28 protein-coding genes and 2 pseudogenes are annotated in these 24,039 nt (G+C 75.2%); 13 read left to right on the top strand and 17 right to left on the bottom strand.

Going from position 1 to position 24,039, the window contains the following annotated elements; translation table 11 throughout:
• Positions 1–41: 41 nt before the first annotated feature.
• The 3 genes from ISOVA_RS02910 to ISOVA_RS02900 form a co-directional block, all read right to left on the bottom strand.
• Positions 42–593, bottom strand: coding sequence for a NuoB/complex I 20 kDa subunit family protein (locus tag ISOVA_RS02910; protein ID WP_013837765.1), 552 nt, complete (start codon positions 591–593; stop codon positions 42–44).
• 58 nt (positions 594–651) lie between these two features.
• The gene (locus ISOVA_RS02905) at positions 652–1,014 is read right to left on the bottom strand and encodes an NADH-quinone oxidoreductase subunit A (RefSeq protein ID WP_013837764.1); all 363 of its coding nucleotides are present in this window, start codon (positions 1,012–1,014) and stop codon (positions 652–654) included.
• Between the two features lie 64 nt (positions 1,015–1,078).
• Positions 1,079–2,392, bottom strand: coding sequence for a geranylgeranyl reductase family protein (locus ISOVA_RS02900; protein WP_013837763.1), 1,314 nt, complete (start codon positions 2,390–2,392; stop codon positions 1,079–1,081).
• Positions 2,393–2,644: 252 nt separating this feature from the next.
• On the opposite strand from ISOVA_RS02900, the gene ISOVA_RS02895 reads away from it, so the two are divergent.
• The gene (locus ISOVA_RS02895; RefSeq protein WP_013837762.1) at positions 2,645–2,917 is read left to right on the top strand and encodes a YtxH domain-containing protein; all 273 of its coding nucleotides are present in this window, start codon (positions 2,645–2,647) and stop codon (positions 2,915–2,917) included.
• Positions 2,918–2,936: 19 nt separating this feature from the next.
• Here ISOVA_RS02895 and ISOVA_RS02890 read toward each other — a convergent pair whose 3' ends face one another.
• Positions 2,937–3,632, bottom strand: coding sequence for a demethylmenaquinone methyltransferase (locus ISOVA_RS02890; protein WP_013837761.1), 696 nt, complete (start codon positions 3,630–3,632; stop codon positions 2,937–2,939).
• Positions 3,633–3,673: 41 nt separating this feature from the next.
• Here ISOVA_RS02890 and ISOVA_RS02885 point away from each other — a divergent pair, with 41 nt between their 5' ends.
• A complete protein-coding gene (locus ISOVA_RS02885; protein WP_013837760.1) occupies positions 3,674–5,071 on the top strand; it encodes an isochorismate synthase in 1,398 nt (465 codons plus the stop codon).
• A gap of 3 nt (positions 5,072–5,074) precedes the next feature.
• Here the strand turns inward: ISOVA_RS02885 and ISOVA_RS02880 are convergent, their stop codons facing one another.
• From ISOVA_RS02880 to ISOVA_RS02870, 3 genes are all read right to left on the bottom strand, one after another.
• Positions 5,075–6,685, bottom strand: coding sequence for a S1C family serine protease (locus tag ISOVA_RS02880; RefSeq protein WP_013837759.1), 1,611 nt, complete (start codon positions 6,683–6,685; stop codon positions 5,075–5,077).
• Between the two features lie 74 nt (positions 6,686–6,759).
• Complete coding sequence (gene menD / locus ISOVA_RS02875; RefSeq protein ID WP_013837758.1) at positions 6,760–8,568, bottom strand: 2-succinyl-5-enolpyruvyl-6-hydroxy-3-cyclohexene-1-carboxylic-acid synthase; 1,809 nt, start codon at positions 8,566–8,568, stop codon at positions 6,760–6,762.
• On the bottom strand, positions 8,565–9,584 hold the full coding sequence (locus tag ISOVA_RS02870) for an o-succinylbenzoate synthase (RefSeq protein ID WP_013837757.1): 1,020 nt from the start codon (positions 9,582–9,584) through the stop codon (positions 8,565–8,567). The genes menD and ISOVA_RS02870 overlap by 4 nt, the downstream gene beginning before the upstream one ends.
• Before the next feature lie 120 nt (positions 9,585–9,704).
• On the opposite strand from ISOVA_RS02870, the gene ISOVA_RS02865 reads away from it, so the two are divergent.
• A complete protein-coding gene (locus tag ISOVA_RS02865) occupies positions 9,705–10,067 on the top strand; it encodes a hypothetical protein (protein WP_041294753.1) in 363 nt (120 codons plus the stop codon).
• Between the two features lie 16 nt (positions 10,068–10,083).
• Here the strand turns inward: ISOVA_RS02865 and ISOVA_RS02860 are convergent, their stop codons facing one another.
• Complete coding sequence (locus tag ISOVA_RS02860) at positions 10,084–10,263, bottom strand: hypothetical protein (RefSeq protein WP_013837756.1); 180 nt, start codon at positions 10,261–10,263, stop codon at positions 10,084–10,086.
• A gap of 146 nt (positions 10,264–10,409) precedes the next feature.
• On the opposite strand from ISOVA_RS02860, the gene ISOVA_RS02855 reads away from it, so the two are divergent.
• Genes ISOVA_RS02855 through ISOVA_RS02845 form a run of 3 tightly spaced genes read left to right on the top strand, consistent with a single transcriptional unit; the run spans position 10,410 to position 13,589 of the window.
• The gene (locus tag ISOVA_RS02855; RefSeq protein WP_013837755.1) at positions 10,410–11,402 is read left to right on the top strand and encodes a 1,4-dihydroxy-2-naphthoyl-CoA synthase; all 993 of its coding nucleotides are present in this window, start codon (positions 10,410–10,412) and stop codon (positions 11,400–11,402) included.
• Positions 11,403–11,461: 59 nt separating this feature from the next.
• Positions 11,462–12,700 (top strand): AMP-binding protein, encoded by a 1,239-nt coding sequence (locus ISOVA_RS02850; RefSeq protein WP_013837754.1) that lies wholly within the window; start codon positions 11,462–11,464, stop codon positions 12,698–12,700.
• A 19-nt stretch (positions 12,701–12,719) separates the two neighbouring features.
• The gene (locus ISOVA_RS02845) at positions 12,720–13,589 is read left to right on the top strand and encodes a 1,4-dihydroxy-2-naphthoate polyprenyltransferase (protein WP_013837753.1); all 870 of its coding nucleotides are present in this window, start codon (positions 12,720–12,722) and stop codon (positions 13,587–13,589) included.
• Between the two features lie 233 nt (positions 13,590–13,822).
• Here ISOVA_RS02845 and ISOVA_RS02840 read toward each other — a convergent pair whose 3' ends face one another.
• Complete coding sequence (locus tag ISOVA_RS02840) at positions 13,823–14,098, bottom strand: DUF4229 domain-containing protein (protein ID WP_041294752.1); 276 nt, start codon at positions 14,096–14,098, stop codon at positions 13,823–13,825.
• Positions 14,099–14,202: 104 nt separating this feature from the next.
• Here ISOVA_RS02840 and ISOVA_RS02835 point away from each other — a divergent pair, with 104 nt between their 5' ends.
• A complete protein-coding gene (locus ISOVA_RS02835; RefSeq protein ID WP_013837751.1) occupies positions 14,203–14,568 on the top strand; it encodes a PLDc N-terminal domain-containing protein in 366 nt (121 codons plus the stop codon).
• 66 nt (positions 14,569–14,634) lie between these two features.
• Here the strand turns inward: ISOVA_RS02835 and ccsB are convergent, their stop codons facing one another.
• Genes ccsB through ISOVA_RS16910 form a run of 5 tightly spaced genes read right to left on the bottom strand, consistent with a single transcriptional unit; the run spans position 14,635 to position 19,382 of the window.
• Positions 14,635–15,603, bottom strand: coding sequence for a c-type cytochrome biogenesis protein CcsB (gene ccsB / locus ISOVA_RS02830; protein WP_013837750.1), 969 nt, complete (start codon positions 15,601–15,603; stop codon positions 14,635–14,637).
• A 2-nt stretch (positions 15,604–15,605) separates the two neighbouring features.
• Complete coding sequence (gene resB / locus ISOVA_RS02825; protein ID WP_013837749.1) at positions 15,606–17,339, bottom strand: cytochrome c biogenesis protein ResB; 1,734 nt, start codon at positions 17,337–17,339, stop codon at positions 15,606–15,608.
• Entirely contained in the window at positions 17,339–18,133 is a 795-nt protein-coding gene (locus ISOVA_RS02820; protein ID WP_013837748.1) for a cytochrome c biogenesis CcdA family protein, read from the bottom strand. The genes resB and ISOVA_RS02820 overlap by 1 nt, the downstream gene beginning before the upstream one ends.
• Positions 18,133–18,741 (bottom strand): TlpA family protein disulfide reductase, encoded by a 609-nt coding sequence (locus ISOVA_RS16915; protein ID WP_013837747.1) that lies wholly within the window; start codon positions 18,739–18,741, stop codon positions 18,133–18,135. The genes ISOVA_RS02820 and ISOVA_RS16915 overlap by 1 nt, the downstream gene beginning before the upstream one ends.
• Positions 18,738–19,382, bottom strand: a complete 645-nt coding sequence (locus tag ISOVA_RS16910) for a histidine phosphatase family protein (RefSeq protein ID WP_013837746.1) — start codon at positions 19,380–19,382, stop codon at positions 18,738–18,740. The genes ISOVA_RS16915 and ISOVA_RS16910 overlap by 4 nt, the downstream gene beginning before the upstream one ends.
• A gap of 207 nt (positions 19,383–19,589) precedes the next feature.
• Between ISOVA_RS16910 and ISOVA_RS17585 the strand changes: the two are divergent.
• From ISOVA_RS17585 to ISOVA_RS17725, 5 genes and pseudogenes are all read left to right on the top strand, one after another.
• Positions 19,590–19,820: pseudogene (locus tag ISOVA_RS17585) on the top strand (RNA polymerase sigma factor); the annotation flags it as partial.
• A 146-nt stretch (positions 19,821–19,966) separates the two neighbouring features.
• Positions 19,967–20,197, top strand: coding sequence for an RNA polymerase sigma factor (locus ISOVA_RS16685; RefSeq protein ID WP_041294750.1), 231 nt, complete (start codon positions 19,967–19,969; stop codon positions 20,195–20,197).
• Entirely contained in the window at positions 20,194–20,487 is a 294-nt protein-coding gene (locus ISOVA_RS02795) for a zf-HC2 domain-containing protein (RefSeq protein ID WP_013837745.1), read from the top strand. Before ISOVA_RS16685 ends, ISOVA_RS02795 begins: the two co-directional genes overlap by 4 nt.
• A pseudogene (locus tag ISOVA_RS17580) lies at positions 20,484–21,071 on the top strand (methyltransferase domain-containing protein); the annotation flags it as partial. The gene ISOVA_RS02795 and the pseudogene ISOVA_RS17580, both read left to right, overlap by 4 nt.
• A gap of 202 nt (positions 21,072–21,273) precedes the next feature.
• A complete protein-coding gene (locus ISOVA_RS17725) occupies positions 21,274–21,594 on the top strand; it encodes a class I SAM-dependent methyltransferase (protein ID WP_041294749.1) in 321 nt (106 codons plus the stop codon).
• Here the strand turns inward: ISOVA_RS17725 and ISOVA_RS02780 are convergent.
• Positions 21,564–22,091 (bottom strand): MarR family winged helix-turn-helix transcriptional regulator, encoded by a 528-nt coding sequence (locus tag ISOVA_RS02780; protein ID WP_013837744.1) that lies wholly within the window; start codon positions 22,089–22,091, stop codon positions 21,564–21,566. The genes ISOVA_RS17725 and ISOVA_RS02780 overlap by 31 nt on opposite strands.
• Before the next feature lie 160 nt (positions 22,092–22,251).
• Between ISOVA_RS02780 and ISOVA_RS02775 the strand changes: the two genes are divergently transcribed.
• Positions 22,252–22,803: a YceI family protein gene (locus tag ISOVA_RS02775; protein ID WP_013837743.1), complete on the top strand. Its 552-nt coding sequence runs from the start codon at positions 22,252–22,254 to the stop codon at positions 22,801–22,803.
• A gap of 220 nt (positions 22,804–23,023) precedes the next feature.
• On the opposite strand, the gene ISOVA_RS02770 is transcribed toward ISOVA_RS02775, so the two are convergent.
• Together ISOVA_RS02770 and ISOVA_RS02765 are read right to left on the bottom strand one after the other, a co-directional pair.
• A complete protein-coding gene (locus ISOVA_RS02770; protein WP_013837742.1) occupies positions 23,024–23,731 on the bottom strand; it encodes a redox-sensing transcriptional repressor Rex in 708 nt (235 codons plus the stop codon).
• On the bottom strand, positions 23,728–24,024 hold the full coding sequence (locus tag ISOVA_RS02765; protein WP_143762039.1) for a glutaredoxin family protein: 297 nt from the start codon (positions 24,022–24,024) through the stop codon (positions 23,728–23,730). Before ISOVA_RS02765 ends, ISOVA_RS02770 begins: the two co-directional genes overlap by 4 nt.
• Positions 24,025–24,039: the final 15 nt, after the last annotated feature.

The following is a 24,039-nucleotide window of genomic DNA, read 5'->3' as shown; positions in this document are numbered from 1 at the left end:
CTCCGGCTGCGGGACCGGCTTGTCCGCGCTGGTCTCGTCGCTCACCGCAGCAGCCCCTTCATCTGGAACGTCGGCGTGGCCTCGAGCGCGGCGGCCTCGGCCGCCGCCGCGGCCTCCTTGCGGTTGACGCCCAGCGGCGCGTCCTGGATCTGCTGGTGCAGCGCCAGGATCGCGTTGATGAGCATCTCGGGCCGCGGCGGGCACCCGGGCAGGTACACGTCGACCGGGACGATGTGGTCGACGCCCTGGACGATCGCGTAGTTGTTGAACATGCCGCCGCTCGACGCGCACACGCCCATCGAGAGCACCCACTTGGGCTCGCTCATCTGGTCGTAGACCTGCCGCACGACCGGGGCCATCTTCTGGCTCACCCGGCCCGCGACGATCATGAGGTCGGCCTGGCGCGGCGACGCGCGGAACACCTCCATGCCGAAGCGCGACAGGTCGAACCGCGACGCGCCCGCGGCCATCATCTCGATCGCGCAGCACGCGAGACCGAACGTCACCGGCCACACGGAGGCCTTGCGCACGTAGCCCGCCAGGTCCTCGATCGTCGTCAGCAGGAAGCCCGACGGCGCCTCCTCCAGCCCCATGACCCCTCCTCCCGGGAGATTCCGTGCCGGTGGACCGGCACCCTTGCCGAACTGCCTGTCAGACCCAGTCGAAGCCGCCGCGCCGCCACTCGTAGACGAACGGCACCGTGATCAGCCCCAGGAACGCGAGCGTCGCCGCGAGCCCGAACCCGGCCAGGACCGTGAAGTCGACGGCCCACGGGTAGAGGAAGACGACCTCGACGTCGAACACGATGAACGTCATCGCGACGAGGTAGTACTTGATCGGCAGCCGGCCGCCGCCCGTCGCGAGCGGCGTCGGCTCGATGCCGCACTCGTAGGCGTCGAGCTTGGCGCGGTTGTAGCGCTTGGGGCCGATGACGGCGCTCGCCGCCACGCCGCCGAGCGCGAGCACCGCGGCGAGGCCCATGAGGACCAGGATGGGGACGTACGGGTTGGTCATCGCGTCTCCTCGTCCGTGCCTGCGTGGAACACGCCTGCGTCACTCCTTCGTGCCGAACCGTGCCTCATGCCGCCGGGACCACCCTCGTGAGCCCCGCGATCACGCGGTCGACCCAGTCACCGCCGCGCGGCTCGTAGCAGTCGGAGAGCAGCTTGAGGACGAACCGCATCACGACGGGCCGCGGCAGCCCGTGCCGCACGCACGCGCGCATCACCGCGGGGTGCTCGATGAGGCGCACGAACCAGCGGCCGAGCGTGTAGTAGCCGCCGAGGTCGGCGCGCATCCGGTCCGCGTAGGTCGCGAGCGTGCGCTCGCGCGCGTCGTCGGTGGTGCGGGTGCGGGCCTGGGTGATCGCGTCGGCCGCGACGCGGCCGGCCTGGAGCGCGTACGCGATGCCCTCGCCGTTGAAGGGGCTCACCATGCCGGCCGCGTCCCCGACGAGCACCGCGCCGTCGCGGTACAGCGGGGTGCGGTTGAAGCCCATCGGCAGCGCGGCGCCGCGCACGGGACCCACCTGGTTCTCGGGGGTGAACCCCCACTCGGCGGGCGTGCTGCGCACCCACGCGTCCATGAGCGCGCGGTAGTCGTGCCCGGACGCGGACTGGCGCGCGGGCGTCGAGCTCACCGACCCGAGGCCGACGTTCGCGGTCCCGTCGCCCAGCGCGAAGATCCAGCCGTAGCCGGGCAGCAGGGTCGACGCGCCCGGGGCCCCGTCCCACAGCTCGAGGTGCGACTCCATGAACGCGTCCTCGTGCCGGGGGGTGCCCGCGGTGCGGTAGTACGTCCGCACGGCGGTGCCGATCGGCCGGTCGTCGCGGCGCGTCAGGCCGAGCGCCGTCGCGAACCGCGAGGACACGCCGTCGGCGGCCACGACGACGGGCGCCCGGTAGGTGCGCGTCTCGCCGTCGGCGCGGCCGCGGCCGTCGAGCAGCTGCGCGGTCACGCCGGCGACGCGGCCCGAGCGCTCGTCGAGCAGCGGACCCGTGACCTTGGTGCGCTCGAGGAGCTTGGCGCCGCTCGCCTGCGCGTGCTGAGCGAGCAGGTGGTCGAGCGTCGCGCGCGAGCGGGCCATGCCGTAGGAGGGGTAGCTCGCGAGGTCGGGCCACGCGAGCTCCCAGCTGCGCCCGCCCGCGACCACCCGCAGGCCCTCGTTGCGGATCCAGCCGTCGTCCTCGCGCGTGTCGACGCCCATGCGGGCGAGCTCGGCGACCGCGCGGGGGGTGAGCCCGTCGCCGCAGACCTTGTCGCGCGGGAAGGAGGCCTTCTCGAGGAGCAGCACGTCGAGGCCTGCGGACGCGCACCAGTGCGCCGTGGCGGAGCCGGCCGGACCGGCGCCCACCACGATGACGTCCGCGTCGTCGCGTCGGCCTGCGTGCACTGCTCACCTCGCTCTCGGAGCGCCGGGACAGCCCTGTCCCGGTGTCTTGTGAACCTCATCACAACAACCTTCGTGCACTCTAGTCACGTTCCGGGCGCGATGGGTAGGAAGGCAAGCCTTCCTTCGTCGCGGACCGGTGGCACGGCAGGTCAGGCGAGGTGCCGGGCGTGCGTGCGACCCGCCCGGCACGTAGCCTCGACGGGCCAGGCGCAGGCCGCGGCAGCGGCCGGACCAACCCCTCTGGAGGCGACGATGAAGGCGAAGTCCGCGTTCGTGATCGGTGCGGCGCTCGGGTACCTGTTCGGCACGGACAAGGGCCGGCAGCAGCTCGAGAAGGCGAAGGGGTGGGCCAGCGAGACCTGGAAGGACCCCCGCGTGCAGGAGAAGGTGTCCGAGGTGTCGTCGACCGCGAGCCAGTTCGCCAAGCAGCAGGCGTCGGCCCTCAAGCAGCGCACGTCGTCGGACTCCTCGACGACCCCGCCGGCGACCGGCCCGGCGGTCGACACGCCGCCGATGGGCCTCTGAGCCCCCGTACGGCCCGTCGTCAGGCGGGCCGCACGGCGCGGTGCAGCGCGACGATCCCGGCCGAGAGGTTGCGGTACTGCGCCTGCTCCCACCCGGCGTCGAGCATGAGGTGCGCGAGCTCGGCCTGGGTGGGCCACGCCCGGATCGACTCGGCCAGGTACTCGTACGAGCTCTTCTGCTTGGTGACGACGCCCGCGACGAGCGGCAGCGCGCGCATGAGGTACTCCATGTACACCGTGCGGAACGGCGCCCAGGTCGGGTGCGAGAACTCGCAGACGACGACGCGGCCGCCCGGGCGCACCACGCGCAGCATCTCGCGCAGCGCGGCGGCCGTGTCGACGACGTTGCGCAGCCCGAACGAGATCGTCACCGCGTCGAACGCGCCGTCGGCGAACGGCAGCCGCGTCGCGTCCCCGGCGACGAACGGCAGGTCGGGGCGGCGCTCCTTGCCCACGCGCAGCATCCCGAGCGAGAAGTCCGACGGCACGACGAGCGCGCCGTCGTCGGCGAACGGCTCGCTCGAGGTGCCCGTCCCGGCGGCGAGGTCGAGGACCTTCTCGCCGGGCATCGCGGCGACCGCGTCGACCGTCGCCCGGCGCCAGCGACGGTCCTGCCCGAGGGAGATCAGGTCGTTGACGAGGTCGTACCGGCGGGCGATCCCGTCGAACATCGACGCGACCTCGGCGGGCTTCTTCTCCAGGCTGGCGCGGGACATGGCGTCATCGTCGCACGCCGCCCGCGCGTAGGCTTGATCCGATGTCCGCCACGCCCCTGCCGGCGCCGGCCCCGCGACCCGGGGAGCCCGCCGGCACCGCCGAGCCGCTCCCCCTCGTCGTCCGCACGACCCGGATCGACGGGCTCCCGGACGGCCCCACCGCCCTGCTGGACCTGCTGCCCGACACGCGCCCGCTCGCGTGGGTGCGCCGCGGCGACGGCATCGTCGGCTGGGGCGAGGCGCTGCGCCTCGAGACCGACGGACCCGGCCGGTTCGCCGACGCCGAGTCGGCCTGGCAGGCCACGCTCGCCCGCGCCGTCGTGCGCGACGACGTCCGCCTCCCCGGCACGGGGCCCGTCGCGTTCGGCACGTTCGCGTTCGACGACGACGGCGGCTACGAGGACCACTTCACCGACGACGCGCTCCGCGGGCGCCGCGCCGGGACGCTCGTCGTGCCGCGGGTCGTCGTCGGTCGCCGCGGCGACGTCGCGTGGATGACGACGATCCGCCCCGCCGGCGCGCTCGACGTCGCGCCCGGCGCGGCGGCGCTCGCCCGCACCCGCCGCACCCCCGTGACGGGGCCGGGCACCGTGACGTTCACCGACGGCGCGGTCGCCGCGCAGGACTGGCCCGCGCTCGTGGGCGAGGCGGTCGACCGCATCCGCGCGGGCGAGCTCGAGAAGGTCGTCCTGGCGCGCGACGTCGTCGCGACCGCCGAGCACCCCGTCGACGCGCGCCACCTGCTGACCCGGCTCGCCGACGCGTACGAGGCGTGCTGGACGTTCTCGGTCGGCGGCATGGTCGGCGCGACGCCCGAGCTGCTCGTGCGCAGCGAGAAGGGGCTGGTGACCTCGCGCGTGCTCGCCGGCACGATCCGCCGCGAGCCCGGGATGTCCGACGACGACGCGCTGCTGCACGCGGCGCAGCTCGCCCGGTCGTCGAAGGACCTCGAGGAGCACGAGTACGCCGTCGCGTCCGTGGCCCGCGCGCTGCAGCACTACTGCACGTCGATGAACGTGCCCGACGCGCCGTTCGTCCTGCACCTGCCGAACGTCATGCACCTGGCCTCCGACGTCACGGGCGTGCTCGACCGCTCGGGCCTGTACAACGGCGGTCGCCCGCCGTCGTCGCTCGCCCTGGCCGCCGCGCTCCACCCGTCCGCCGCCGTGTGCGGCACGCCGACGGTCGCGGCGCGCGAGCTCATCCGCGAGATCGAGGGCATGGACCGCTCCCGCTACGCCGGTCCGGTGGGCTGGGTCGGGTCCGACGGCGACGGCGAGTGGGGCATCGCCCTGCGGTCGGCCGAGCTGTCCGACGACGACCCCCGCCACGTGCGCCTGTTCGCGGGCTGCGGGATCGTCGCGGCCTCGGACCCGGCGGCCGAGCTCGCCGAGTCCGAGGCCAAGCTGCAGCCCATGCGCTGGGCGCTGGGCTCCTAGGCGTCAGCCGCCGAAGCCGAACAGGTCCTCGAGCCAGCCCGGGAGGTTGCCCGGCTGCGTCGGGTCGGACCCCTGGCCGCCCTGGTCCTCCTGCGTGCCGCCCTGGTCCTCCTGCGTGCCGCCCTGGCTTCCGCCCTGACCCTGGCCGCCCTGGCCGCCGCCCTGCCCGGACCCCGCCGACTCCTCGCGCACGGCGAACGTGACGTCCGCGGTCCGGGTCTGCCCGTCGCGCACGTACGTCAGGGTCGCCGTCTCGCCCGCGGAACGCTCGCGGACCGACGCGGTGAGCGACTCGGCGCCGTTGACCGGCTTGTCGTCGAGCGCGACCACGACGTCGCCCGGCTGCAGGCCGGCCTCGGCCGCGGGCGAGCCCGCGCTGACCTCGACGACCTCGGCGCCGCGGCGCGTGACACCGTCGGCGGTCACCGTGGTGTCCTGGAGCGAGACGCCCAGGAACGCGTGCTCGGCGGTGCCGTCCTCGATGAGCTGGTCGGCGATGCTCGTCGCGAGGTTGACCGGGATGGCGAAGCCCAGCCCGATCGAGCCCGAGTGGCCGCCCAGGCCGCTCGAGAGCGTCGCGATCGACGACGTGATGCCGATGACCTGGCCCTGCGCGTTGAACAGCGGGCCGCCCGAGTTGCCGGGGTTGATCGCGGCGTCGATCTGGATCGCGTTGGTCACGACCTGCTCCCCGCCGCCGCCCTCGCCCTGGGCCGAGACCGGCCGGTCGAGCGCGGACACGATGCCCGTCGTGGCCGTGTGCGCGAGCCCGAGCGGGTTGCCGACCGCCAGCACGGCGTTGCCGACCCGCACGGCCGCGGAGTCGCCGACGGACGCCGCCACGAGGTCGTCCGGCGGGTCGACGATCTGCACGACGGCGAGGTCCGTCGTCGGGTCGAGGCCCACGATCTCGGCCTCGTAGAGCCGCCCGTCGCTCAGCGTGACCTGCACCGCGCCGCCCTGGACGGCCGAGGCGACCACGTGGTTGTTCGTGATGATGCGGCCCTGGTCGTCGTAGATGACGCCGGACCCCTCCGAGCCGCCCTGCTGGCCCGCGACCTGGATCGCGACGACCGACGGCGCGACGGCCGCCGTGACGGCCTCCCAGTCGGGGTTCTGGTCCGTCGAGCTGGCGACGGGCGCGGAGTCTGTCTCGCGCGCCGAGGAGCCGACGTCGGTCAGGGCCGCCGGGGCGTCGGAGTCGAGCGCGCCGACGAGCGCCGCGGTGCCGCCGCTTGCCACGAGCGCCGCCACCACGGCCGCGCCGACGACGGGCGTCCACCCGCGCGGGCCGCGCGGGCCACGGCCCGGGTCGTCGCCGGGGCCGCCCGGTCCGCCCGGCGCACCGGGACCGCCCACCGTGCCGAGCGGCACGGCGTACGGGTCCGACGGCCGCACGTGCGGCGGGTGCAGCGCGGGCGGCTGCTGCGCCGTCTGGCCCGGCGCGTACTGGCCGTAGCGCGGCTGGGGCCGCTCCTGCCCCACGGGCGGGACCGGGGCGGTCGGCTGCTCGGCCGGGTGCTGCTCGGGCGCGTGCTGCTCGGCCTGCGGCCGGCGCGGCTCGTCCGGCGTCCCCGACCCGTTGGCCGGCTCGTGCGTGTTGTCGGTGCTCATGGCTCCTCCTCGTCTCCGTGCTCCAGGAGACACCCCCAGGCTGACGTGACGCTTGACCGAACCTGTGAGTTCGCTCAGAGCGCCGCGCGCACGGCGTCGGCCACCCGGTCCGCGAGCTCGCGCGTCTCGGCGAGGCGGTCGGCGCGCGGCACCCGCACCTCGACGACCTGGATGCCCCGCGACGGCGCCTGCAGCGCGTGCCGCAGCGACCCGACGTCGAGCACGAGCTGGTGGTCGACGCCGTAGCCCGCGCAGAGCTGAGCGAGGTTCGCGCCGTGCGGCGTGCCGAAGACGCGCTCGAAGGTGCGCAGCTCCCGCTCGCCCGCGGCCGCGAGCGTCCCGTGCTCGAGCGTCGCGAAGATCGAGCCGCCGTCGTCGTTGACCACGACGATCTCGAGGTCGACGGGCGGCTCGTGCGGGCCTCGGAGCAGGCCGCCGACGTCGTGCAGGAACGTGAGGTCGCCCAGGAGCGCGCGCGTGCGCCGGCCGCGGCGAGCCGGTCGGCGCGGCCGCGCGGCGGCGATCGCGACGCCGACCGCGGTCGAGACCGTCCCGTCGATGCCGGCGAGCCCGCGGTTCGCGACGACCGACGGCGGCTCGCGGTCGGCGTGGTCGAGGCCGAGGACGAGGTCGAGGTCGCGCACCGGGTTGGACGAGCCGACGACGAGCACGTCGTCCGGGCCGAGCACCGACGTGACCGCGCGAGCGACCGCGAGCGCCGCGTGCGGCGAGGTGAGCAGGCCGTCGGCGACCGCCGCGTCGCTCGTCGCGGCGTCGACGACCGCGGCCGCCGCGCGGCCGGCCACCCGCCACCGTTCGAGGAACGCGCCGTCCCTGGTCGCGGCGGGCTCCGACCAACGGCCGGCGAGCGCCGGCACGACCCGCACGGCGTTGCGGACCGCGTCGGGCCACGGCCCGCCGCCGGGCGCGACGACCGTCACCGCGACGTCGGGCCGCGCGAGCAGGCGCTGTACCGGCCGGGACAGCGTGGGCCGGCCGAGGACGACGACCTGCTCGACGTCGCGCACGAGCTCGTCGACGCCGAGCACCGACCGGTATGCCGCGATCGCGTTCGGCCCGCCGCACGCGCCGGACGACGGCTCGGCGAGCAGGGGCCAGCCCTGCGCCTCGGCGACGATGCGTGCGTCCGGCCCGGCGCCGTCGCCCGCGACGACGAGCGTGCGGGCCGGGTCCCCGGGCATCGCCGGGTCGGCACCCTCGCCGGCGCGCGGCGCCACGACGGTCATGCTCCGCGAGCTGTCAGGCCCAGGCCCGGGTATACCCCTGCCTGGGCCTGACAGCTCCGGCGTGAGGAGGGTGGCCGGGTGCAGGGGGTCGCGGAACGCGAGGTTGAGGTGCACCGGCCCGGGGTGCAGGTCCCGCAGCCCGCGCGCGGCGGCGAGCGCGCGTCCGAGCACGGCGAGCAGGTCGCGCACCTCGCCGTCGCGCCCGTCCGGGGCGGGCACGTCGACGGCGTGCCGCACGGCGGTGCCGAAGATGCCGACCTGGTCGGTGGTCTGGGACGCGCCGGTGCCGCGCAGCTCGTGCGGCCGGTCGGCGGTGAGCAGCAGCAGCGGCACGCCGGTGTGGTGCGCCTCGAGCACCGCCGGGTGCAGGTTCGCCACCGCGGTGCCCGACGTCGTCACGACCGCCACGGGAGCACCGCTGCCGCGCGCGAGGCCGAGCGCGAGGAAGCCCGCCGACCGCTCGTCGACCCGCACGTGCAGCTCGAGGCGCCCGCCGTCGGCCGCCTCCGCGACCGCGTACGCGAGCGGCGCGGAGCGCGACCCGGGCGCGAGGACGACGTCGTGCACGCCGTGCCGCACGAGCTCGGCGACGAGCGCGCGGGCGGCGACGACCGACGGCGGGGTCCCGGCGCTCATCGCCCGTCCTCCGCGAGGAGCGCCGCGAGCCGGTCGTGCCTCGCGAGCCAGCGGTCCCGGACCTCGTCCGAGGGAGCCGCCGCGGCGAGGGACGCGGCGTCGGGGTCGACCCGCCGCACGGGCAGGGCGCCGTCGACCGGCAGCAGCGGCGAGGCCGTGACGTCGCGCTCGAGCAGCTGCGACGTCGCGAGCCCGCACGCGTACGGCAGGTCGGGCAGTGCGGCCGCGAGCGCCACGCCCGCCGCGAGCCCCACCGAGGACTCGAGCGCCGACGACACCACCACGGGCAGGCCGACCTTCTCGGCCAGCTCGAGGCAGGCGCGCACGCCGCCGAGCGGCTGGACCTTGAGCACGACGACGTCAGCCGCCTCCTCGCGCACCACGCGGAGCGGGTCGGCCGCGCGGCGGATCGACTCGTCCGCGGCGACCGGCACGGCGGCGGTGAGCCGACGGCGCACCTCGGCGAGCTCCTCCACGGTCGCGCACGGCTGCTCGACGTACTCGAGCCCGCCCGCCGCGGCGTCGAGCACGGGGGTGCGCGCGAGCGCCTCGTCGACGGTCCAGCCGCCGTTGGCGTCGACGCGGACCCGGGCGCCCCCCTCGCCGTACAGCTCGACGAACGCATCGCGCACCGCGCCCACGCGCGCGACCTCGGCGTCGAGCGGCTCGACCGCGCCGTCGGGCAGGCGCTGCGCGACCTTGACCTTGGCGGTGCGGCAGCCGCCCGAGCCCAGGACGATCTCGCGCGCCCGCTCGGGGCCCACGGCGGGCACGGTGACGTTGACCGGCACGCGGTCGCGCACCGGGGCGGGCCACCCGAGGTCGGCGGCCTCGCGGGCAGCGCGGAGCCACGTGGCCGACTCGGCGTCGTCGTAGTCCCAGAACGGGCTCAGCTCGCCCCAACCCGCCTCGCCGCGCAGGAGCACGCCGTCGCGCACGTCGAGGCCGCGGAAGCGGGTGCGCAGCGGCGTCGACCAGACGACCGGGGACGTCGTCGCAGCGTCAGGTGCGGGCACGTCCCCAGCGTAGGGGCACGCGCGAGACCCGCTCACCGGGGGTGTTGCCGGGCCCGCCCGAGGGTCATCATGGGGGCAGCACCGACACCGCGGCCGGTGCCCGGCGGAAGGGCCTGCGACATGGAGCTGTCGGCACGGGCGCGGGCGGCGCGCGAGGCGATCGAGCCGGTGACCTCGTTCTTCCTGTCGCTGCGCGCGCTCGACGGGCAGGACGACGACGTCGACCTGACGTTCGGCGACCCGCACGAGATGCCGTTGCCCGAGCTCGTCGACGCCCTGCGCACCCAGCTCGAACCGCGCAGCGAGGACTGGTTCGCGTACAAGTCGAGCCTCGCCCCCGCCCGGGAGACCGTCGCCGCGGGCCTGCGTGCCGAACTCGGGCTGGACCGGCATGACGACCAGCCTAGTCGAACGCATGTTCGAACGCCAGAGGGTGCGCGACCCTCCGGCCGGCGTGGAGCCCGTCCCGATCAGTCGGTGTGACGTCCGAGCCCGCGGCTCAGTCGGTGAACTCCGACAGGTGGGGGTCGAACGTCAGCGTGCTCGGCGTGGGCTTCTCCCCCGCCGCTCCGGCAGCGCGACGCGCGGTCTCCAGCTCGTACTCGTAGATGTCGTCCGCGACCTCGGCGAGGTCGACCACCTCGGTCTCGGACGTGCTCGGGTTCTGCATCGTGTGCATACCCCCATGGTGCTCCTGCCGGTGGTCACTCACAGCGAATTCACCCGGATCCGGCGTGAGCGTGTCGTGAGGCTTCCGTGGTCCGCCGCGGCCCGGGCGCCGTCGGGCGACGACCCCGCGGAGACCGCCGCACTAGGCTGGCCGCCGTGAGCAGCACGCCCGTGAACCTCCCCCGCCAGGTCTCCGCGACGTTCGACCCGCAGCGCTGGCGGGAGGTCACCGGCTTCGAGGACCTCACCGACATGACGTACCACCGCGGCGTCGAGCGCGGCGTGTCCGACGACGGCACGCCGGTCGTGCGGGACCTGCCGGTCGTGCGCGTCGCGTTCGACCGCCCCGACGTGCGCAACGCGTTCCGCCCGCACACGGTCGACGAGCTCTACCGGATCCTCGACCACGCCCGCATGACGTCCGACGTCGGGACCGTGCTGATCACCGGCAACGGCCCGAGCCCCAAGGACGGCGGCTGGGCGTTCTGCTCGGGCGGCGACCAGCGCATCCGCGGCCGGTCGGGCTACCAGTACACGACCACGGACGACGAGGGCCGCCCCGCCGAGACGGCCGACCGCGTCGACCCGGCCCGCGCCGGGCGCCTGCACATCCTCGAGGTGCAGCGACTCATCCGCACCATGCCCAAGGTGGTCATCGCCGTCGTGGACGGCTGGGCCGCGGGCGGCGGGCACTCGCTCCACGTCGTCGCGGACCTGTCGATCGCGTGCCGCCAGCACGGCAGGTTCAAGCAGACGGACGCGAACGTCGGCTCGTTCGACGGCGGGTACGGGTCCGCCTACCTCGCGCGCCAGGTGGGGCAGAAGCGCGCCCGCGAGATCTTCTTCCTCGCCCGCGAGTACTCGGCCGACGACGCCGAGCGCTGGGGCGCGGTCAACGAGGTCGCCGAGCACGACGACGTCGAGGACCTTGCGATCGAGTACGCCCGCACGATCGCCACGAAGTCCCCGCAGGCGATCCGCATGCTCAAGTTCGCGTTCAACCTCGCCGACGACGGCCTGGCCGGCCAGCAGGTCTTCGCCGGCGAGGCGACCCGGCTCGCGTACATGACCGACGAGGCCGTCGAGGGCCGCGACGCCTTCCTGGCCAAGCGCGACCCCGACTGGTCGCAGTTCCCGTACTACTTCTGATGTCAGAAACCTGGTGGGCTCTGGCCCACCAGATTTCTGACACGACGTAGCCTGAGGCCGTGCTGGAGGACCTGGTCGAGGCGGTGCGCCGCGCGCTCGACGGCGGCCCGGCGGTCACCCCGCTCCCCCGCCTGAACCCCGACGTCCCGCTGCCCGACGGCACGGCGCTGGTGGTGCGGACCTCCGGGTCGACGGGCGCCCCGCGCGAGGTCGCGCTGACCGCGGACGCGCTGCGCGCCTCGGCCACCGCGACGCACGAGCGGCTCGGCGGCCCCGGACGGTGGGTCCTCACGCTGCCGGCCACGCACGTCGCGGGCGTGCAGGTGATCGTGCGGTCGGTGCTCGCGGGGACGGCCCCGGCGGTCGCCGACCTCGGTGCGCCGTTCACCGCCGACGGCCTCGCCGACCTGCTCGAGCCCGTCCTCGCGGAGGCCGACGGCCCCGTCTACACGTCGCTCGTCCCCACGCAGCTCCACCGCCTCGTCGCGGCGGCCGACGACGGGGCGCCGCGCGGGCTGCAGGCGCTGGCCCGGTGCGCGGCGGTGCTCGTCGGCGGGGCCGCCGCACCCGCCCCGCTGCTCGAGCGCTCGCACGACGCCCACGTGCGCGTCGTGCGCACGTACGGGATGTCCGAGACGGCGGGCGGGTGCGTCTACGACGGCGTCCCGCTGCCCGGCGTCCGGGTGCGGATCGAGCCGGGGAGCGACGTCGTCGAGCTCGCGGGGCCGATGCTCGCCGCCGGGTACGTGGGCGACGCCGCCGCGACCGCGGCCGCGTTCCGCACCGACGCCGACGGGCCCGACGCCGGGACGCGCTGGTTCCGCACGAGCGACCTGGGCGCGTGGTCGCCCGACGGGCGGCTGCGCGTGCTCGGCCGGGCCGACGACGTCGTCGTCACGGGCGGGGTCAACGTCGCGCCGGCCGCCGTCGAGGCCGAGCTCGCGAGCGTGCTCCCCCGCGTGCTCGGGCCGTCCGCCACGGGCGAGGCCTGCGTCGTCGGGGTGCCCGACGAGGAGTGGGGACAGGCCGTCGTCGCGGTCGCCGTCGTGAAACCCGAGTTGTCAGGCCCAGGCCGGGATATACCGCGGCGTGAGCCTGACAACTCGACCGGACTGGCCGCCGTCGGGCCCGAGGAGCTCGCGGCGGTCCGTGCCGCCGTCACGGCTACGCTGGGGGCGCCGTCCGCGCCCCGGCGCGTCTACCGCGCCACCGCGCTCCCGCTGCGCGGACCGGGGAAGGTGGACCGTGCCGCCGTCGCGCGGGCGGTCCGGACGCACGAGGCACCCACCTCCCCCTGAACGCCCTGAAGGAGTACGCATGGCCACGACCCGCGAGTGGATCGCCGGGGCCCGCCCCCGCACGCTGCCGGCCGCGACGGCGCCGGTGCTCGTCGGCTCGGGGGCCGCGGCGCAGGTCGACGCGTTCGCGTGGCTGCCGGCGCTGCTCGCGCTCGGCGTCGCTCTCGCGCTGCAGGTCGGGGTCAACTACGCCAACGACTACTCCGACGGCGTGCGCGGCACCGACGTCGACCGCGTCGGCCCGCTGCGGCTCACCGCGTCGCGGGCCGCGCGGCCCGGTCAGGTCAGGGCCGCGGCGTTCGCGGCGTTCGGCGTCGCGGGTGTCCTGGGCCTCGCCCTGTGCGCGGTGAGCGGGCACTGGTGGCTCGTCGCGGTCGGCGCGCTGTGCATGCTCGCGGGCTGGTTCTACACGGGCGGACGACGCCCGTACGGGTACGCCGGCCTCGGCGAGGTGGGCGTGTTCGTGTTCTTCGGGCTCGTGGCGACGCTCGGTACGACCTACACGCAGGCCGACCGCATCACGTGGCCCGCGGTGCTCGGCGCCGTCGGCGTCGGCCTCGTCGCGTGCGCGCTGCTCATGGCGAACAACCTCCGCGACATCCCGACCGACGCCGTCGCCGGCAAGCGCACCCTCGCCGTGCGGGTAGGCGACCGCCGGGCGCGCCGCCTGTACGTCGCGTGGATCGTCGTGTCGGTGCTGCTCGGCCTGGCGTGCGCGTTCTGGTCGCCGTGGGCGCTCGCGATGGTGTTCCTCGTGCTGCCCGCGGTGCTCCTGACGGTGCCCGTGCTCGCCGGGGCGCGCGGACGGCTGCTGGTGCCGGTCCTCGCCGGCACGGGGCTGTTCGAGCTGGGCTACGGCGCGCTCCTGGGCCTCGCCCTCGCCCTGTGACGACGTCGCACCTCCCCCGCCGAGGTAGCTCGCGACGTCGCGACGTAGCGCCCGACGTCGCGAGGTAGCGCGCGTCGATCCGCGCGCGCGGCGCAATCTCGCGGGCGAACGCGCTACGTCGCCGCGGTCAGCGCTACCTCGGCGCATGCAGCGCTACGTCGCCGCGGGCAGCGCTACCTCGGCGAGCCGAGCGCTACCTCGGCGAGCCGAGCGCTACCTCGGCGAGCCGAGCGCTACCTCGGCGAGTCGGCCTGGTCGACGACCGAGTCCTCGTACGCGGCGTCCTCGTCGACCGTCCGCTCCCGGGCGGCGGCGCGTCGCTCGGCGCGCTGCGCGAGCCACAGCGCCGCGGCGTCGCGCTGGCGCCGCAGCGCGAGGTACGACACGGCGAACGCGACGACGAGCGCCACGAGCAGCAGCAGCCAGCTGCGCAGGCCGACGAGGTACCCGGCGGCCAGCGCGGCGGCGAACAGGGCGAGGCGCAGGAGCGTGTAGACGAGGAGGGGCACGCCTCCAGGGTAGGCGCCGCGCGCGGGCTCTCCCGCATCCGTGAGGCTCGTCACGGGCGGACGGCGGTGCAGGCGAGCGGCGCGCGCGGCCCTAGGCTGGTGGCATGTTCGTACGCGTCGTCCTGCCCCTGGTGGTCGTGGGGCTCGTGGTCTACTCGCTCGCCGACCTGGCCGGGTCGGACGAGGAGGACCGCGGCGGCCTGCCCACGTGGCTGTGGGTGCTCATCATCCTACTGCTGCCCGTGTTCGGCGCCGTCGCGTGGATCGTGCTCAAGGCGCAGCATCGCCGCGCGGGCGGCCGGGGCTCGGGCAGCCGTGGCCGCCCCGGTCGCGGGCCGCGGCGTCCGTCCGGCCCCGTGGCGCCCGACGACGACCCGGACTTCCTCTGGCGGCTCGAGCAGGAGCGCCGTCGTCGCCGGCGCGAGAGCGGCCAGGACCCGGACGACGACACCCCGAGCTCGCTGGCCTGAGCGCCGTCCCGGCGCCCCGCCGCGCTCGGGGCTCAAGGCTCAGGAGTCAGAGCTCATGACCTCAAGTCACAGCCCCGAGTACGAGTGCTTCCCGTTGAAGATGAGGTTCACGCCGGTGAAGTTGAACAGCACGCAGGCGTAGCCCACGACGACGAACCACGCGGCCCGCCGCCCCGACCACCCGCGCGTCGTGCGCGCGTGCAGGTAGGCCGCGTACACGACCCACACGATGAAGCTCCAGACCTCCTTGGGGTCCCAGCCCCAGTAGCGGCCCCACGCGTGCTCGGCCCAGATCGCGCCGCCGATGAGGGTGAACGTCCACAGCACGAACCCGACGGCGTTGAGGCGGAACGACAGCGTCTCGAGCGCGGCGGGCGCGGGCATCTGGTCGAGCCAGCGGAAGCCCGGCCGCGCGAGGAACGGCACCCCCGCGTCACGGCTGTCGCGCAGGAGCTGGAGCACCGACGTCACGAACGCGACCGTGAGGATGCCCGTGGCCGCGACGGCGACGCCGACGTGGATCACGAGCCAGTAGTTCTGCAGCGCGGGCTGCACGCCGGTCGCGGCGACGTAGAAGACGTTGACGCCCAGGGCGAGGAACAGCACGACGAGCCCCGTGACGAACGTGCCGAGGAAGCGCACGTCGCGCCGCACCGTCAGGCCGAGGAACACCGCGAGCGCCATGAACGAGCCGACCAGCGTGAACTCGTACATGTTGGCCCACGGCGTGCGGCCGGCCGCGAGGCCGCGCAGGACGATCGCGACGAGCAGCATCGCGGTGCCGAGCCACGTCGTCGACATGGCGATCCCGAGCGCACGGCGGCGCGGCTCGCCCGCGTCGGTGCCCGACGGCGGCACGGGCGTCGCGGCGGGCGCCTCGCCGCCGCCCACGGCCGCGAGGGAGCGGGCCTCGGCCCGCCGGCCGGCACGCCGCTCGGTCCGCCGGCCCAGGTCGACGGCGAACGCGACGAGCGCGATGGCGAGCGCGGTCATCGAGGCCCAGACGAGCAGCACGCTCAGCTCGGCGATCTCCATGGTCAGCCTTCCGTGGTGGTGTCGGTGGCGGTCCGTGCGCCCGGCACGGCGGCGAGCGCGCGGTCGACCTCGTCCTGCAGGCCCGCGTCGTCCCCGCGGGCGAGCCCGGCGACCTCGACGCGCGTGACCGCGGCCCCGCCGGCGCCCTCGGCGTCGGGCTCGGTCCATGATCGCACCCACACGCGACGGCGCGGGGTGAACAGCGAGACCGCGAGCCCGCCGAGGGCCAGCAGCGAGAACGTGAGGACCCAGCCGAGCGACGGGTCGTGGCGCAGGTCGAGCGCGACGTAGCGGGGCACGTCCTGGGCGAGCGTGACGGTGCCGAGGCCGTCGGGCAGCTCGGCGGTCTCGCCCGGGCGCAGCAGGACCTTGACGCGCTCGCCGTCGGCGTCGACCGACGGGGTGAGGTTCGCGGTGTCGAGGCGGTAGACGTTCTGGGGCACGCCCTCGTCGAGCCCGAGGTCGCCGCGGTAGACCTCGAGCACGAGCAGCGGGTCGGTCGGCTGCGGGAACACCGAGCGGGCGGACCCGTCCGCCTCGACGACCGCGGTCGGCAGGAAGTATCCGACGAGCCCGAGCTGCTCGAGCCCGGGCGAGACGTCCGGGACCTTCACGACGCCGCGCGAGGTGTACATCGTGTCCTCGGGCAGGAACGGCACGCGGCCGGCGAACGCGACCTGCCCCTCGGCGTCGTGCACCGTGATCTCGGGCGCGAAGCCGTTGCCCTGCAGGTAGATCTTGGAGCCGTCGACCTGGAGCGGCTCGTTGACCTTGATGGTCTCCGCGCGCTGCTCGCCGCCCGGCTCGGTCACGGTGACGAACGCCGTGAAGTCGCGCGCCTGCGCGAAGGCGACCGTGTCGGTCGCGAACTGCGACTCGAACCGGTCGAGCGTCATGGAGAACGGGACGAGCGACGACGGCGAGAACCACGCGCCGGACTCGAACGTGTCGTAGTCGACGACGGCGTTGGCGAAGCCGCGCCCCTCGGTCACGATCGCCTGGCCCCGGTAGTGCATGAGCTGGCCGAGCGCGACCGACACGAGCAGCCCCAGGAGCGCCAGGTGGAACACGAGGTTGCCGGTCTCGCGCAGGTACCCCCGCTCGGCCGCGACGGTGCGGGTCGCGGGCCGGGCCGGCACGGTGCCGCGCGCGGGCCGCGGCTCCTCGGCGCCCGTGTCGACGCGGAACGTCGGCAGCCAGGACAGCCGCCCGCGCAGGTGCGCGGCGACGGCGTCGGCCACCTCGTCGGGCGACGCCGACGTCGTGCCCTCGGCGCGGGCCGGGAAGCGCTCGAACCGCGCGGGCGTGCGCGGCGGCCGGGCGCGCACGGCGCGGGCGTGCGCGACCGTGCGCGGCACGATGCACCCGACGAGCGACACGAACAGCAGCAGGTAGATCGCCGAGAACCAGACCGACGAGTACACGTCGAAGAAGCCGAGGCGGTCGAGCCACTCGCCGGCGGTCGGATGGTCCGCCAGGTACGTGAGCACCGCGGCCGGGTCCTGCGGCCGCTGCGGCAGGATCGAGCCGGGCACGGCCGCGACCGCCAGGAGCATGAGCAGCATGAGCGCGACGCGCATGCTCGTGAGCTGCCGCCAGGTCCAGCGCAGCGTGCCGCGCCAGCCGAGCGCGGGCAGCGTCGGCCCGGTGCCCGACGCCGGCGCCTCGCGCGCCGTGCCGCCCTCGGTGAACTCGTCGGCGATGCCCTCGGGGCGGTAGGTCGTGGAGTCGCTCATCACACCACCGTCGTGAATCCGCCGATCCAGCCCTGCAGCATGCTCGTCACCGCGCCCCACAGGCCCGTGACGAGCGCGAGGCCGATGAGGACGAGCAGGGCGCCGCCGGCGCGCTGGATCGCGAGCCGGTGCCGGCGCAGGAACCCGAGCATGCGCTGCGAGGACTGCAGGCCGAGCGCCACGAGCAGGAACGGCACGCCGAGCCCGACGCAGTACGCGACGCCCAGCAGGACGCCGCGTCCCGCCGACGCCTCGTTGAGCGACAGCGCCTGGACCGCGGCGAGCGTCGGGCCGATGCACGGCGTCCAGCCGAGCCCGAACACGACGCCGAGCAGCGGCGCGCCCCACAGGCCCGTGCGCGGGCTCAGGTGCAGGCGGCGCTCGCGCTGCAGGAACGGCACGCCGCCGACGAACGCGAGCCCCATGAGCACGACGACGACGCCGAGCACCCGGGTGATCACGCCCTCCCAGCGCACGAGGTAGGAGCCGAACGCGCCCGCGGCCGCCATGAGCGCGACGAAGACGAGCGTGAAGCCGAGCACGAACAGGCCGACCCCCGCCAGGACGCGCCCGCGCGCCGGCGCGGTGCGCACCGCCGTCGTGCCGCCGGACGCCGCACCCGCGGACCCGCCGCCGGCGTGCGCCGCGGCCATGCCGCCGACGTAGCCGACGTAGCCCGGCACGAGCGGCAGCACGCACGGCGACGCGAACGACACGAGCCCGGCGAGCAGCGCGACGGGCACGGCGAGCAGCAGCGAGCCGCTGAACGCGGTGGTGGCGAACGCCTCGCCCATCAGGCGCCCTCCCCGGTCCCCTCGGCGCTCGTCGAGGCGAGGACGTCGTCGACGAGCGCGTCGAGCGTCGAGCCGGCGACCTGCCCGACGACGCGCGCCGCGACGCGGCCCTCGGGGTCGAGCACGACGGTCGACGGCACGGCCTGGAGCGGCACGACGCCGGACAGGCCCGCGACGACGCGGCCGCTGCGGTCCTCGATCGACGGGTAGGGCACCTCGAACGTGCGCTGGAACGCGAGCGCGGTGCCGGCGTCGTCCTCGGTGTTGATGCCGAGCAGGCGCACGCCGTCGTCGGCCCGCTCGGTCGCGAGCGCCACGAGGTCGGGGGCCTCGGCACGGCACGGCGCGCACCCGGCGTACCAGGTGTTGAGCACGACGACGTCACCGCGCCAGTCCGCGGTCGACACCTCCTCGCCCTCGAACGTCGTGCCCTCGACCGTGACCGGGTCCTTGCGCTCGCCCGGTGCCCACTGCTGCACCGACCCGTCGCCGGAGACGAAGCCCTGCCCGACGACGTCGCCGGCGCCCGAGTCCTGGGCGCCGCACGCGGCCAGCGCGAGCACCAGGGCGCCGCCGGCGAGCGCCGTGACGATCCTGCGCACCGTCACGCCCCCGGCACCTGGTTCGCGCCGGCGAGCAGGCTCGCGGCCGGCTCGCTGTAGTGCAGGCCCACGAACCGGTCGCCGTCGAACGTCAGCGACGTGAGCGAGGCGAGCGTGCACTCGCGGCGGCGCGGGTCGTGCGCGAGGGGGCGTCCCTCGTAGGAGCGGCGCGTCAGCCACACGGGCAACTGGTGGCTCACGAGCACGACCTCGTGGCCCGCGTGCGCGCGCCGGGCGTCGTCGACCGCGGCACGCATGCGCGCGACCTGCGCGGTGTACGCCTCGCCCCACGACGGCCGCAGCGGGTTCCACAGGTACCGCCAGTACCGCGGGTGCGCCAGCTGCGCGGGGCGCGAGCCGATCGTGCTGCCCTCGAAGACGTTGCCGGCCTCCACGAGCCGCTCGTCCGACGCGAGGTCGAGCCCGAACGCGTCGGCGACGGGCTTCGCCGTCTCCTGCGCGCGCTGCAGCGGCGAGGCGACGACCGCGACGACGTCGCGGCCGGCGTCGGACAGGTGCGACGCGACGTGGCGCGCCATCGCGAGGCCGCGCTCGGACAGGCGGTAGCCCTCGATGCGGCCGTACAGCACGCCGTCCGGGTTGTGGACCTCGCCGTGGCGCAGCAGGTGCACGGTGGTGGTGGCCATGGCTCCCAGTGTCCCAGATGCCCGGCATCCCCAGGCCCCGCCCAGGATCGGCGTGACCCGTCTCACGCGACGTCCACCCGACCCGGGCGCAATGTCCGAGGGCCCCGCGGCGTCCTGGACGGGTGGAGGGCCGCGGTGCGCACGCACCGGCACCGGGCGGGTGCGCACGCGGGACCGCCGGGAGGACCATGAGGTCGAGGTGAGCCGATGCTGGGGCGGACCGAGCGCACGACCCTGCAGCAGCTGGTCACGGCCGAGCTGCCGGGCCTGTACGCGCTCGCCCGTCAGCTCACCGGCTCGGCGCCCGCGGCGGAGGACCTGGTGCAGGAGGCGATGGTGCGGGCGTGCCGGTCGTTCGCGTCGCTGCGCGACGTGCGCGCCGGACCGCGCTGGCTGCGGGTGATCCTCACGAACGCGTGGCGCGACTCCCTGCGCCACCGCGACCGCACGCCGCGCGAGGTGCCGGTCGACACGACCGACGAGTTCTCGCTCTACCGGACGCTCGCCGACGAGGACCCGCTGCCGCACTCGGACACGCTGCACGTCGACTTCGTGGGCGCGTTCTCGGCGAGGACGTCCACCTCGTGCTCGCCCGGCTGCCCGAGCACCTGCGTGCGCCGCTCGCGCTGCGCTACGTCGCCGGGTTCGGCACGGGCGAGATCGCCGAGCTGCTCGACCTGCCTCCCGGCACCGTCTACTCGCACCTGCACCGCGGGCGCCGGGCGTTCGAGCGGGCCATGTGGGAGTACGCGACCGAGTCGGGCCTGCTCGCCGGCCACCCCGGCGCCGGCCCGCGGCAGGAGGTGACCCGATGACCCGCGACCTCGGCTGCCGCGACGCCGTCGCACGCCTGTGGGAGTACCTCGACGGCGACCTGTCGCGCGCCGACGTGGACGCGCTCGAGGCGCACCTGTCGTTCTGCCTGCGGTGCTGCGGCGAGCTCGCCTTCGCGCGCGAGCTGCGCGCGGCACTGGGCTCCACGGCGCGCCAGCCCGTGCCCGACGACGTGCAGGCGCGCCTCACGGCGTTCGCCGCCTCGCTCGACCTCCTGGCCGCAGACCTCGACGGCACCGCCCCGACGACCCCGGAGGAGCCCTGGTCATGATGACCGGAGACCTGATGTACACCGAGCGGATCCGCTCCGTGGTCCGCGAGACGTACGGCCGGATCCCCCGCGGCGCCGGCGAGGCCGTCGCGAAGCGCCTCTACTCCGACGACGAGCTCGCGGAGGTGCCGGCCCGCTGCGTCGAGTGGGCGCTCGGCGTCGGCAACCCCGTGCGGCACGCGGGCATCCGCCCGGGCGAGACGGTCGTCGACCTGGGGTGCGGCGGCGGGATCGACACGGTGCTCGCGGCCCGCCGGACGGGGCCCGCGGGCCGCGTGATCGGCGTCGACGTGCTCGAGGAGATGTGCCGGCGCACGCACGAGGCGGCGGCCGAGGCCGGCGTCGCCGACCGGTGCAGCGCCGTGCTGGGCGAGATGGAGGCGCTCCCGCTGCCCGACGGCGTCGCCGACGTCGTCGTGTCCAACGGCGTCGTCAACCTCTCGCCGCGCAAGAGCCGCGCGCTCGCCGAGGCGTTCCGGGTCCTGCGCCCGGGCGGCCGCCTGTGCGTCGCCGACCTCACGGTCGAGGACGACCTGCCGCCCGAGGTGCTGTCCTCGGGCGCCGCGTGGGCGGGCTGCATCGCCGGCGCGCTGTCGGAGCACGTGCTCGTGCGCAAGCTCGGCAACGTGGGCTTCACGGACGTGCGCCTCGCCGAGCGCGTGCCCTTCAGCCTCGACGACGTGCTCCTGTACCCCCTGTTCACCGACGACGTCGTGGAGCTCATGCGCCGCCTGCTCGGCGCGGCGGCGCAGGAGAGGGTCGCGGTGTCGCTCGTCGCCCAACGGGGTGCTCAACCTCGTCGCCGACAAGGCGCGCGCGCTGGCCGAGGCCTACCGGGTCCTGCGGCCGGGTGGGCGGCCGCAGTTCGCGGACATCGCCGTGGGCCGGTCGGTGCCCGAGGCGGCGACGTGCGACATCGGCCTGTGGACCGACTGCATCGCGGGCGGGCGGTCGCTCGACGAGTGGGTCGCCCTGATCCGCGGCGCCGGCTTCGGCGACGTGCGGATCGGCCCGGCGGTCGACACGTTCGGCGGGACGCGCGGCGAGCGCAACGCGCGCCGCTACGCGGTCTCAGGTCACGCCTTCGCGGCGCGCAAGCCCGCCTGACCCGCGGGGCGCGCCACGTCGGCGCGCGCGGCCTCGGCCACCTTGGCCATCGCGCGCCCGAGCGTGTCCATCTCCTCGGGCTCGAGCACGTCGACGAGGAGCCGCCGGACGGCCGCCACGTGGTGCGGCGCCGCCTCGACGAGCGCGGCGTAGCCCGCGTCGGTCATGACGCAGTTGACGCCGCGCCGGTCGCCCGGGACGGGACGCCGCTCGACGAGGCCCCGCGCCTCCATGCGGTCGACGGTGTGGGTGAGACGGCTGCGCGACAGCGCGAGGTAGTCCGCCAGCGCCGACATGCGCAGCGTCCGTTCGGGGGCCTCCGAGACCTGGACGAGCAGGTGGTACTCGCTCAGCGCGAGCGGGAGACCGGCGTCGTGCGCGCGGTCGAGCGCCTCGTAGAAGCGCGAGGTCCCCTCGAGGAAGCGGCGCCAGGCCCGCTGCTGGGCGTCGTCGAGCCACCGGACCTCCGTGGTCGGGCGTCCGGGCTGCTGGTCCATGCTCTCTCGCTTCCCCCGCGGGGCTCGGGCGGATGTGGCGCTGCTCACGGGAATAGGCTACGAGACGCCATGGTTGATGCATTCGGATGTAGTTGAGCTGTCAACTACATTGAGACCTGCACCACTCGACAAGCGCATCCACCGCGAGAGGACCTTCATCATGGCCACGCCCCTGCCCGCCGGCCTCGAGCCCGGCACCTACGTCATCGACGGCTCGCACTCGACCGCGTCGTTCACCGTCCGCCACGCCGGCATCTCCAAGGTCCGCGGGACCATCGCGATCACGACCGGCACCATCACGGTCGGCGAGGACCTCGAGTCGACCTCGGTGTCGGCCGAGCTCGACGCCGCCTCGGTCAACACGGGCGACGCGAACCGCGACGCGCATCTCAAGAGCGCCGACTTCTGGAACGCCGAGGAGAAGCCGGTCTGGTCCTTCACCTCGACCTCGGTCACCGAGGACGACGGCAACTACGTCATCACCGGCGACCTCACCATCAACGGCGTGACCAACACCGTCGAGCTGCCGACCAAGTTCGTCGGCACCGCGACCGACCCGTTCGGCAACGTGCGCGCGGGCTTCGAGTCGGAGCTCGAGATCTCCCGCAAGGACTACGGCCTGACGTGGAACGCCGCGCTCGAGACCGGCGGCGTCCTCGTGGGCGACAAGGTCAAGATCTCCCTCGACATCTCGGCCATCAAGCAGGCCTGAGCCTTCCCGCGAGGTAGCGCAGCACCCGCCGAGGTAGCGCACCCCGCGCCGAGGTAGCGCACCCCGCGCCGAGGTAGCGCTCCACCCGCCGAGGTAGCGCAGAACGCGACGAGGTAGCGCGCGACAGACGAGTCGTGCGCTACCTCGTCGCTTTTCGCGCTACCTCGGCGCTCTTCGCGCTACGTCGCCGCCCGGGCGCGCTACCTCGGCGGGTGGAGCGCTACCTCGCCGGGGTGCCGTTCGGACTCGCGGCGAGGCGCTCGGCCTCGGCGGACTCGGCGCGCGACGCCGCGGCCCGGGCTGCGGCGTGAAAGGCCAGGATCTGCAGCTCGCCGGCCACGTCCACGCTGCGCACGACGACGTCGTCGGGCAGCTGCAGCGCGACGGGCGCGAACGACAGGATCTCCCGCACGCCGGAGTCGACGACGCGCTCCGCGATCTCCTGCGCGACCGGCCCCGGCGTGGCGAGCACCACCATGGACACCTTCTTGGCCGCGATGACCTGCTCGAGCCCGTCGACGTGCTCGACCTCGATGCCGGCCGCACGCGTGCCGACGACCTGCGGGTCGGCGTCGAGCAGCGCGACCACCTGGAACCCGCGGGCCGCGTAGCCCGAGTAGTTGGCGAGCGCGTGCCCCAGGTTGCCGATGCCGACGATGGCGAGCCGGTGCTCGGACTCGAGCCCGAGCGCCGCGGAGATGTACGCCGAGAGCGACTCGACGTCGTACCCCACGCCCCGCGTGCCGAAGGACCCCAGGTACGACAGGTCCTTGCGCAGCTGCGCCGACCCGACGCCCGAGCGCTCCGCGAGCTCCGACGACGACGTCGTCGTCACGCCGCGGGACGCCAGGTCGCGCAGGGCGCGCAGGTAATACGGCAGTCGGGCGACCGTCGCCGCCGGCACCGCCACCTCACCGAGCTCGATCACGTCCGCTCCCTCCCCCGGGCCCCGCCGGCCAGGCGCCGCGCCAGCCGCGCGGCGTCGACCCGCCAGAACCCCTGCTGCACGCCGTCCACCTCGACGACGGGCACGTAGTCCCCGTACCTGCCGACCAGCGAGCCGCTCGGGTCGCCCTCGATGTCGACCTCGACCCACTCCTGACCCGTGTCCGCGCACACCTGCCGGACCACCTCGCGTGCGTCGTCGCACAGGTGGCAGCCCGGTCGTGTGAACAGCACGACCCTCGGGTGCGGAACGGGTTCCGCCTGCGGCCTGCTCACGTGCACAGCGTATCG

Source organism: Isoptericola variabilis 225 (assembly GCF_000215105.1).
GTDB classification, from domain to species: Bacteria; Actinomycetota; Actinomycetes; order Actinomycetales; family Cellulomonadaceae; genus Isoptericola; species Isoptericola variabilis_A.
Note: the sequence above shows the minus strand (reverse complement) of the source record. Positions and strands in the feature narration are given on the sequence as shown.